This is a genomic window from Sphingobacterium shayense (genome assembly GCF_013179575.1).
GTDB lineage: Bacteria > Bacteroidota > Bacteroidia > Sphingobacteriales > Sphingobacteriaceae > Sphingobacterium > Sphingobacterium shayense.
Map to the genome: position 1 here is coordinate 1 of NZ_JABMCQ010000161.1, position 9785 is coordinate 9785.

The 9785-nt window shown below is 40.8% G+C and carries 9 protein-coding genes; 3 read left to right on the top strand and 6 right to left on the bottom strand.

Translation table 11 applies throughout. The features are described 5' to 3' along the window. Positions 1-90 precede the first annotated feature (90 nt). The 3 genes from HP439_RS15490 to HP439_RS15500 all read right to left on the bottom strand — a co-directional run bounded on the left by HP439_RS15490 (position 91) and on the right by HP439_RS15500 (position 3156). Positions 91-1122: a DNA topoisomerase IB gene (locus HP439_RS15490; RefSeq protein ID WP_172391245.1), complete on the bottom strand. Its 1032-nt coding sequence runs from the start codon at positions 1120-1122 to the stop codon at positions 91-93. A gap of 13 nt (positions 1123-1135) precedes the next feature. Then, positions 1136-1384: a DUF7218 family protein gene (locus HP439_RS15495; protein WP_172391246.1), complete on the bottom strand. Its 249-nt coding sequence runs from the start codon at positions 1382-1384 to the stop codon at positions 1136-1138. Between the two features lie 239 nt (positions 1385-1623). Beyond that, entirely contained in the window at positions 1624-3156 is a 1533-nt protein-coding gene (locus HP439_RS15500) for a sulfatase family protein (protein ID WP_172391247.1), read from the bottom strand. 513 nt (positions 3157-3669) lie between these two features. On the opposite strand from HP439_RS15500, the gene HP439_RS15505 reads away from it, so the two are divergent. After that, positions 3670-4314 (top strand): TetR/AcrR family transcriptional regulator, encoded by a 645-nt coding sequence (locus tag HP439_RS15505; RefSeq protein WP_172391248.1) that lies wholly within the window; start codon positions 3670-3672, stop codon positions 4312-4314. 105 nt (positions 4315-4419) lie between these two features. On the opposite strand, the gene HP439_RS15510 is transcribed toward HP439_RS15505, so the two are convergent. Next, complete coding sequence (locus HP439_RS15510) at positions 4420-4629, bottom strand: hypothetical protein (RefSeq protein WP_172391249.1); 210 nt, start codon at positions 4627-4629, stop codon at positions 4420-4422. Between the two features lie 78 nt (positions 4630-4707). On the opposite strand from HP439_RS15510, the gene HP439_RS15515 reads away from it, so the two are divergent. Beyond that, positions 4708-4989, top strand: coding sequence for a hypothetical protein (locus tag HP439_RS15515; RefSeq protein ID WP_172391250.1), 282 nt, complete (start codon positions 4708-4710; stop codon positions 4987-4989). A 163-nt stretch (positions 4990-5152) separates the two neighbouring features. Then, positions 5153-6208, top strand: a complete 1056-nt coding sequence (locus tag HP439_RS15520) for an NAD(P)-dependent alcohol dehydrogenase (protein ID WP_172391251.1) — start codon at positions 5153-5155, stop codon at positions 6206-6208. Between the two features lie 141 nt (positions 6209-6349). On the opposite strand, the gene HP439_RS15525 is transcribed toward HP439_RS15520, so the two are convergent. Then, positions 6350-7507 carry a PepSY-associated TM helix domain-containing protein gene (locus tag HP439_RS15525; RefSeq protein WP_172391252.1) on the bottom strand — a complete coding sequence of 386 codons (1158 nt, stop codon included), beginning with the start codon at positions 7505-7507 and terminating at the stop codon, positions 6350-6352. A gap of 2 nt (positions 7508-7509) precedes the next feature. Beyond that, positions 7510-9785, bottom strand: a 2276-nt coding sequence (locus HP439_RS15530) for a TonB-dependent receptor (RefSeq protein WP_172391253.1), incomplete at its 5' end; no start/stop codon positions are given.

The following is a 9785-nucleotide window of genomic DNA, read 5'->3' on the forward strand; positions in this document are numbered from 1 at the left end:
CGATGGCTCCAGTCCAAATTGCTCTCATAACTTCTTATCCTTTTTAATTATATAACAAAAAGTAGATACAATAGTTCTTTTTAATAGCGCTTATATGTTCTTGCGGAAGATATTAATAAGTTTTTTGGAAATGGCCTGCTCGCGCATTTGAGGCGAAAGGGCTCCCGTTTTTTTTAACCAACGATCTAGACTGCCATTTTCATAACAATCGATTAAGACAGGACTAATATAGTGCTTGCGTGAGATGAGCTTCGAGTTTCCTAATAATTTGGCAACTTCGTCAAGGGCAGTCTGTAGGATTTGCTTTTTGGCAGCAACCGTTATTGCGGGCTCTAACGAACAGAGGCTGGTAAGGAACGAATGACAAGCGCTCCAGGTACGAAATGTTTTACAAGTTACCTCCTGTTCATAATGTTCCCTTAGATAATTATTCAAATTGATGGACTCCAAATTGCACTTTTCTCCAAACGCATCAAAAAATTGGAATAATCTTTTTCCCGGAATCTCCTGAAGGTCATTAAGTATCCGTGCTAGCGGCTTACTTTTTATCACCTTATTTTGTTGCACACCTTTTTTCCCTACGAACGAAAGAGCAATAAGGTCACCCCGTATATTAAGATGTTTTTTTCGCAACGTCGTTAATCCAAATGATCCGTGTAGTTTTGTGTACTGGCTGTTGCCGGGACGAATTGCGGTTAGATCCATGATATGGAGCGCAATCGCACTAATTTTTGGCAGGCAAAGCTCCGGTAATTTCATATCCTTTTTTATCGACTTTCTAAGTTGGGGTAGTCCCTGACCAAAACTAGCAAGCTGCTTGAATTTATCTTGCCCCCGCAGAGCGCGCCATTTGGGATGATAAATATACTGCTTTCTGGATTTTTGGTCTATGCCTGTCACCTGAATGTGCCCCTTAGGATCGGGACAAATCCACACTTTGCTCCACTGAGGTGGAATGACAAGCGATTCGATACGAGCGGTAGTGCGCGCATTGCGAATCGGCGCCTTACGGCGATTCAAATAGACAAATCGGTTACCGCGACGTTTTCTGCGGTATCCTGGACCGTTGCAGTCGATGTAGACTAGCCCACCACCATTTAGCAACTTTTCAACAGAAGTCATTTGTAGGTCGCCGTTAATGATTACGGATGGCTTCGATCAATTCTTCTTTTCGCATTCCATGGCGCCCTTTGATACCAATATCCTTCGCTTCAGCAAGTAGTTCGTCTTTATTTCGATCTTGTAAATCTGAGGCTTTTCCACCCCTTTTGCTTGACTTAGGATCATTCGATATCCGGGCCGCTTTCTCTTTGCTCATCCCTTTGTCGCGTAGAGCTTCATATTTAGCGTCGTTCTTTATACTTTTTCCGTGCTCTTTTGTCATAACATTAAATTTAATAACGATAATGATAACTTCGTAAAATCCCTGAGTACACATAGAACATCCTAAATAATAAAATAGTTTCGAGAATTAAAATTAGTTACAATGCTAACAATCCAATAGGAACAACTACGGAGAATCAGTCTAATCGCATGACGAGCAGAAAACTAAAACGCCTCTAGATACCCACTTAAGGCAGGTGACTAGAGGCATCAGATGTTATAAAGGCCCTCAGAAAGGAGCTATTTGTCAATATCTTTTAGGAAAATAGCCTTTGCTTCTTGATCGTCAAAATTCTCAATTTCAATCAAAAGCTTCTTTTTCATAGTCGCTACAACGCTCTTATACTTAGGATCATTATACACATTATGCATTTCTTGGGGATCTTTCGCCATATCGAACAGTTCCCAATCTTCCACACGTTTGTAATAACGAATTAACTTATAATGATCGTCAGCTACGCCAAAGTGCGGACTTACCGCATGTTCTCCATTCTCAAAATAGTGATAGAAGAGATTCTTGCGGTGCTTCGCTCCCGGTTTATTCAATATTCCAGCGAACGATTTCCCCTGCATGTCCTCCGGTATATCTACTGATGCCAATTCCAAGAGCGTCGGTGCAATATCTGCATTCACCACCTTTGCCGATATCGTGGATTTAGCAGCTATTTTTCCAGGATACTTCATAAGAAACGGAGTACGGAAAGACTCCTCATACATCCAACGCTTATCAAACCAGCCGTGTTCACCCATATAAAAACCTTGATCTGATAAATAAATCACAATGGTGTTTTTCTCGAGATCTTTCTTCTTAAGATAATCTAATACCCTGCCGATATTTCTATCCATGGATTCTGCCGTATTCAGATAATCGATCATATAGCGCCTAAACTTCCATTCGGCTAGATCCCTTCCAGTCAACTTTTTAGATTCAAACTCCTTATATATTGGTGCGTAATATGCAATATATTTATCACGTTGCTTTTGATTCATTCGCTTGAAGTTTCCATCAGCCATCATCGCCTCTAGCGTCGGAAACATCTTCAAGTCGTATTCCATCTGCATATCTTTGTCAATAGACATTTCTTGCAAGTTAGCAGCATCTCGTGTGGCATAATCATCGTAAAAGGTCTTTGGAAGCTCAAAATCCACCGAGTCAAATTTGCCGAAATCCTGTAGATCCGGCATCCATGTTCTATGAGTAGCTTTATGGCCTATCACAACACAAAATGGTTCTTCCCTGTCTAACCCATCTAACCAGCCTAGAGCTTTGTCCGTCACAATATTCGACACATAACCTTCAGTCATCTTCCTACCATCTTTACTGGCAAATACCGGGTTAAAATAAGTTCCTTGACCAACCAGTACATCATAGTAATTGAATCCTTGTAATTTTTCACCCAAGTGAATCTTGCCAATCCAAGCAGTATTGTAACCTACCCCTTGAAGCTGTTTGATAAAAGAATCTTGGTTAAAATCGAACTCCGATGTTTCATTATCACGAAAGCCATTTTTATGACTGTATTTTCCTGTCAGTAACGTAGCCCTACTCGGGCCACAAATCGAGTTGTTTACATAAGCGCGTGAAAACAGCGCCCCTTCATTGGCAATTCGATCAATATTTGGTGTTTGTGCATATTTAGAACCGTAGGCGCTTATTGTTTGGTACGCATGATCGTCGGAAAGGATAATAACCACGTTCGGTCGCTTTTGCGCCATCAACTGACAACTTAGACCGAAAAGGACAAAAATTAGGGTGATATATTTTTTTAGCATAGTTCATTGTGTTTGGTTAGTAGCGATAGAGTTTATGAACAATTAAAAGTCTATAGCGATACTGTACTTGTTTTCAAAAATCGATAATAATTCGTTTCGATCCAAAATTAAAAGTTGATAAACCGATTAATAGCATAAAGTTAGTCCAATGCATCATATATCTATAGATATATAATTACTACTATATCCTCGACTGATCGGAACTGACAATTTTCACCCGGCTAAAACCTGTAAGCATCGCCACCGCAAACCGTGTATGCGCTCTTATATGAAGCTCCATATTTCCATCGATGTTTAGCAATCCCTGGGAAAAACAGACCTCAGGTTCTGTAAAAATAAAGATAGCTAACCTGTTTCAAACAATCAGCAAACGAAACTTTAAAAACTATTTTGTAAATTTATTGCGAAACCATTATGAAAGTCTCGCGCATAACGAAGGATGAAAAAAAAATCATACGAGTAAATGCGGCGAATGAAGCAGACTCTACGGAGGGAGTACTAAAATTAAAACAAATGGAAAAAAAACAACGTAAAGCGGTTTCAGGACCGATTCGTGATAAGGAGCGTACCAAAAAAAAACTGATTGCAACAATTGGTAAAATTTTGGCTGAAGACAGATATTCGGAGCTAACGATATCTCAAATCGCTTCCGTATCTAAGTTAAATCCAAAGCTAATATATTTATATTTCGGTGGTGTTGACCAGATCGTTCAAGCATATTTAGAGGAGCAGGGACTTACAACCGCGCTTTCAGCAAAAGTCGCGCTAAAAATTTTAGAGAACCCGAAAGAAATTGTTGCTGAAGACATTGCCTTTTTCCTAGAGAAACAGTTTGCTGAATTAATCGAAGATTCAGAATGGCAGGGAATTTTACATTGGGCGCTTGTCGCTAAAAACAAACACGTAAAAAAACTCGTTGACGAGCGGAACGCACGGATCGATTCAATTGCCCACACTTTCAAAAAAAGCGGTGATCCGGCGTTACAACGTGCTGGGAGCGCAGATGAAATGGCCGTTGTCGTAGCCGGCGCACGATTCTTAAGTATGCGCGCTAAGATGGATGACAGCGTTTTTTTGGGGCTAGACATGACTAAAAAAGAAGATCAAGACAGGATAGCACGTGCGATCGATAAGATCATTACAGCACAGAAATCATAGATTGCTTGCCACACACTAGACGACCTCCTTCATCTTCTTAGCACTGAAAAAACTAGATTCCCGACAACGCATTATCCTTGAGGTACGAACTGTCGGTAGGACAAATTATTTTTTCTTTTCTTTTGGACGATCAGTTGGATCGTTAGGCATCTGATTTACCTGTTCTACTTGCGGATCCACTCCTGCCTCCCCGTCCTTATCTTTAGATTTTTGTGTCTTTTCCACCACCGAGCCCAATTCTCTGTAAGTTTTCCCTTTTTTTTTCTTAAGCTTTTCACCAAGCCCACTCACTTCATTTTCAACCTTCGTTGCCATTATAACTCCTTTTTTTATTGTTTAAATTTTGCTACCAGAAAGACGTGTTAGCATTAAAAGAACGCACAACTTGACATTTTGTTCTCCGATCAACCCTGTGAAAAAAAGGTACAAAATATTACCCTAGAAAGGCAAAATTTCGCCTCAGAAGATCTTTCTCCTTGGTTATATAATGGAGGAAGTAAGGGAAAAACTGCAGATCTAGGCTATTATATCGGTTACGAGATTTGTAAATCTTATTACAACAACGCGTTGGATAAGAAGCGTGCTGTAAAGGATATTATCGAACTAAACTATGACGACAATATAGCTGTCGATAAGTTCTTGGTAAAATCAAATTATCTAGAAACGGCGAAATAGACGTAATGCTGCGCCTACTAAAGATTTCAATTAATAGACCTGTCATCGCCGTAATAAACAATCAGCATAGTATTTCACTTAAGCAGCACGACCAAAGAATACAACATATTTTAATTATATTGGTCTTACCAAAGAGTTAAAAAATATAAAAACATAGAACAATATGAATACGCACGAAATCAAAGCGTTTGGAACAAATGAACCTACTTCGGATCTAAAAGAAATGGCAATAAATCGCCGGGAAGTTGGTGTTAGGGACGTTGAAATCGATATTCTTTTTTGCGGTGTTTGTCACTCGGATTTACACACCGCGCGCAACGAATGGGGTGGTACAATTTACCCGAATGTCCCAGGTCACGAAATTGTTGGAAGAATTACAAAAATAGGACGAGATGTCACAAAATTTAATACAGGAGATTTGGTTGGTGTCGGATGTATGGTGGACAGCTGCCGCGAATGCGAAAGCTGTAAAGAGGGCCTCGAACAGTACTGTGAAAAAGGAAATATCGGGACTTACAATGGGCATGAGAAACAATTAAACCAGCAAACTTTTGGGGGCTACTCAGAACGTGTAGTTGTAGACGAAGATTTTGTACTACATGTGCCTAGAAATTTAGACCCAGCCGCCGCTGCGCCCCTTCTGTGCGCGGGCATTACAACTTATTCACCCTTAAACCATTGGAAGGTCGGTCCTGGCACCCAGGTCGGAATTGTCGGTATTGGTGGCCTTGGGCACATGGGAGTTAAAATCGCCAAAGCGATGGGAGCGCATGTGGTAGTAATAACGACATCTCGTTCTAAAAAAGGAGATGCACAACGCTTAGGCGCTGACGAAGTAATCCTATCCACCGACCAAGATCAAATGAGCAAAAATAAAGGCAGACTCGATTTTATTCTAGACTGTGTCTCCGCGCAGCATGACATCAATGCTTACTTGGGTTTACTGAAAAGAGATGGTTCTCTCACGCTCGTTGGCGCGCCAGAACATCCTTTACCTGTTGCAGCATTCAGTTTGATTCTTTCACGTAAAAGTTTTTCGGGTTCCATGATTGGCGGAATTGCAGAGACACAAGAGATGCTAGACTTCTGTGGCAAGCACAACATTACTTCGGACATCGAGATCATTAAAATACAAGACATCAACGCCGCTTATGACCGTTTACTTAAAGGGGATGTAAAATACAGATTTGTAATTGACATGAACTCCTTGAAAAACTAAAATGGCTTGTTATAAAATCTTAGTTTCGAGAGAATTTTCGCTTGAATGAGACCAAAAAAAATAGCCGAGTACCCCTAAAAAATACGACAAGTACCTTTTAGGGGTACCTATTATTTGTCTCTCTCAATAAAATTTAGGCTATTATATTTGGGCAATGGTCCTAGCTGTTCGATTCGCTTTTTTCTTTTTCCCTTTATTTGCCCACATGACGTATCCTGTTACGGGAAGCGAAGCGCAAATGAGAGACATGAAGAAATATAATATCTTTGTCCCGAATCCCCAAAAATTTCCAACGTGGAGATCGTAGTTCATAGCCCCTATTTGATCGCCTAATCGATTCGTATCATCACTCTTCACGTTTTCAAGAAATCCGTCCTTCAAATTAAAATAATACCATACAAAATCACCCGTTCGGTCTTTCTGCAAGCGAACCTGAATATCTTGTTTGTCTGCATCTGATTTTAATCGTAAGGACATCATGTCTGCGCCGGGATGTGTACGCAACGAATAAGTTAACGCTTCATTGAGTGTATGAATATTGGTTTCGGACCTCTGTATCTTTTTTACTTCCTTTTTGTCGAACGCGTTGAACGCACTTACGTAAATATTTTTAAAATCTGGATAGGCAAAGGCTAACCCTGTGACGGCAAAAACTAAAGCCACCAAAAGCGCATAAAATCCGGATACATTATGTAAATCATAGACCACCCGCTTCCTTTTCACTTTAAAAGAGAGTGTCAACCGTCTCTTTAACGACTTCCATCGCCATTTTTTTGGCCACCATAAGACAACCCCGCTCAGCAATAAGACCGTAAATATTAATGTGGATATTCCCACCAGGGGGTGTCCTACTTTTTTACCTAATAAAAGGTTCAGGTGTAATTGAAGAACAATTTGAAAGAACTCATATTTCGTATTTTCAATTGCCTGCACCTCTCCCGAGTATGGATTTATAAAAACACGCTTATAGTATTTTTGATAATTCCAATGTCCGAACGCCTCGTCGTCTACCTGTGCCGCACGAAAGACCCAAGTTCGATCCCTTGCCGGGTAAAGGTCTATCCGTGATATTCTCTCTTCTTCGGCTAATGCACTCTGAGCAATGGATATAAGCGTACTAATCGCTTGTGGAGCTTGCGTAGAGGCTCCGTCCCTGATGTAGTAACGCTCAGGGTAAGAAAGCAATTTTAGCTCATCTTGGAATACGTATAAACAACCTGTTATACTGAGAATAAAGACAATCACGCCCGAGAAAATCCCTAGCCATTTATGGAGCCATATAATCCCCTTTTTAACCATTATTAAAAGCTAAAATGCAAATTCAAATTAGCTATAGTCCCGTTCCCTCGAACGTACTCTGGGTCGAGCGCGCGATATTGACTTACGACAGGGTAATAATTTGTATTGAAAAGGTTTTCAATTCCCAAACTCATTTTCCACTGTGTATTGAATGTGTAAGATGAGGATAAATTGAAAAGATCGACATCTGTCACTGGTCCTTCACTATTATTGTATTTCCCTTTTTCATTTACTTCAAAACGATCGCGTGACCCAGTATGAACCCAAAACAATTGCAGATCCCATTTCTGAGTAGGATAATACGTTATAAAAGCCGACGCTTTAGCTGGCGCAATACGAGAACCGTTCAAATAAATTTTTTCACCGCTGTCAAGCTCCGCTTTGCCCTCCACATAAGCATAACTCCCACCAACATTCAATTTACTACTAATGGTGGCATCCAATGTAAGTTCAAACCCATTTACCTTTTCGGGTTCACGTTGCGCCATTAAATAGCCGCCGACGTCAACCAGATTCACACCCAATTTTGATGTACTAACGAAATAAGCGGCAGTGAAATTTAACATCTTGTAACGCGAGGAGAACCCTGCTTCATAGTTATTGGTGATCACTGGATCAGTCTCAATCTCTTGTATCGTATTTTCTTCTGCCCGTCGTAATATACGCCCTAACTCGTTGATGGCAAACCCCTGAGAGAAGCTTATGAACGGATTGAAAACATCATATTTGTTATACCGAAGGCCGGCGTTGAACACAGTTGCTTTATAAGGGATCTTACCCCCAGAAACAAAGATACTACCCTCATTGTCTGGTCCCTTAGCGATCGTATTAAAATCTTTTACACGCACAGTAGCATTTTCGTAACGTACTCCTCCTTTAAAGATCAGATTTTCAAAGAAATCTATTTTCAATTGCGCATAGGGAGCTAAATTGACCATCGATAATTTGGGAATATATACTCTGCCATCTACCAAATCCTGGTAGGTAACGTCATTAAGAAGATCTAAGCCGTATGTCAACTCCGCGGATGTACGACCGATACCGAACATGGTGTTGAAGTTTGTTCGTACGCCTTTTTTGTTAGATTTTATCATTGTCTGCCCCGGCCCGTACCACGCCGTTCCGGAAGCTACATAACGGTTCATTGAACTGAAACTGTTTATGTATGCGGTCACATCGAGTGTGGTATTCGCAAATATATCTTTATTTGAATAACTTAACATGGCGTTATGGTTATAAGGTGTTCCCGCAGGTTCTCCCGGTTCCTCGCCTTTCACCCCTATTGTTGTCTTTTCGCGATACACACCGTTTTGGCTGATATATTTTGCATGTTGTGTGCTCCCATAGTAGTTGTATAACAGCGTTATATCGGAATGATCGTTAATATCGTATCCGACTTTCATAAAACCGTTGTAGGACCGCATATTCGACAATCCGTCTACCTGTCCAAGGGCAATACCGTCAGCGTCACGTTGGAGACCTGTATATTCTAGGGTTCCACCAACCGTATATTTCCATTTATCACGGGATCCGGAAAGTGTTTGAGCAACACGATATCCTATTGTTTCCTCAGGATGAAATGGACTGAAGGTAGTTCCAACCGATGTTGTACCACCGAAAGCCTTTCCCTCCTTGTTCTTTTTAGTTATATAGTTAATGATACCTCCCGCGGATCCGTTCCCAAATATTGATGTCGCGCCTTTTATTACCTCAATTCGTTCAATAACACCGGGATCGATCGATCGTATATCTTTCGAACCGTTCATTAATGGCGTGGATTGGGGAATTCCATCAATCAACACAAGAACTTGTCTACCACGTAAAGTCTGTCCACTATTATTGGCTTTATTCGTACTGGGGCCTAGTCCGGGTACCGCGTTGCCCATCATAGTTGCTAGATTACTCGAAATATTTAACTGCGTCTGGATATCCTTTTGGTTAAGAATAGTCACCGACGAAGGAACTGTATTGATATTCTCCAACTTTCTTCCCGCGGTTACAATTACTTCATCGAGATAAGTACTATCCTGAATCAAAGTGAATGATAATACCGATGAAGTTATCGTTGCCGGCAAAGTCGTTTTTAGATCCTTATAGCCGACTGCGGATATCGTCAACTTCGCAATTTCAGAAAGAGGTTCATCCATTAAGAATTCACCTTCCTTATTAGTCGTACCAAGCAGGCGCTTGCCGAGTTTCAGCGATGCACCTTGAACATCTGCGTTCTGCTGGTTTTGTATCTTAAGGGTTACCCCCGCGGTTTGCGCTACGGCAGCCA

Coding starts and splice junctions, on each gene's coding strand:
- HP439_RS15490 (WP_172391245.1), bottom strand. CDS start 1,122: ATGACTTCTGTTGAAAAGTTGCTAAATGGTGGTGGGCTAGTCTACATC.
- HP439_RS15495 (WP_172391246.1), bottom strand. CDS start 1,384: ATGACAAAAGAGCACGGAAAAAGTATAAAGAACGACGCTAAATATGAA.
- HP439_RS15500 (WP_172391247.1), bottom strand. CDS start 3,156: ATGCTAAAAAAATATATCACCCTAATTTTTGTCCTTTTCGGTCTAAGT.
- HP439_RS15505 (WP_172391248.1), top strand. CDS start 3,670: ATGGAAAAAAAACAACGTAAAGCGGTTTCAGGACCGATTCGTGATAAG.
- HP439_RS15510 (WP_172391249.1), bottom strand. CDS start 4,629: ATGGCAACGAAGGTTGAAAATGAAGTGAGTGGGCTTGGTGAAAAGCTT.
- HP439_RS15520 (WP_172391251.1), top strand. CDS start 5,153: ATGAATACGCACGAAATCAAAGCGTTTGGAACAAATGAACCTACTTCG.
- HP439_RS15525 (WP_172391252.1), bottom strand. CDS start 7,507: ATGGTTAAAAAGGGGATTATATGGCTCCATAAATGGCTAGGGATTTTC.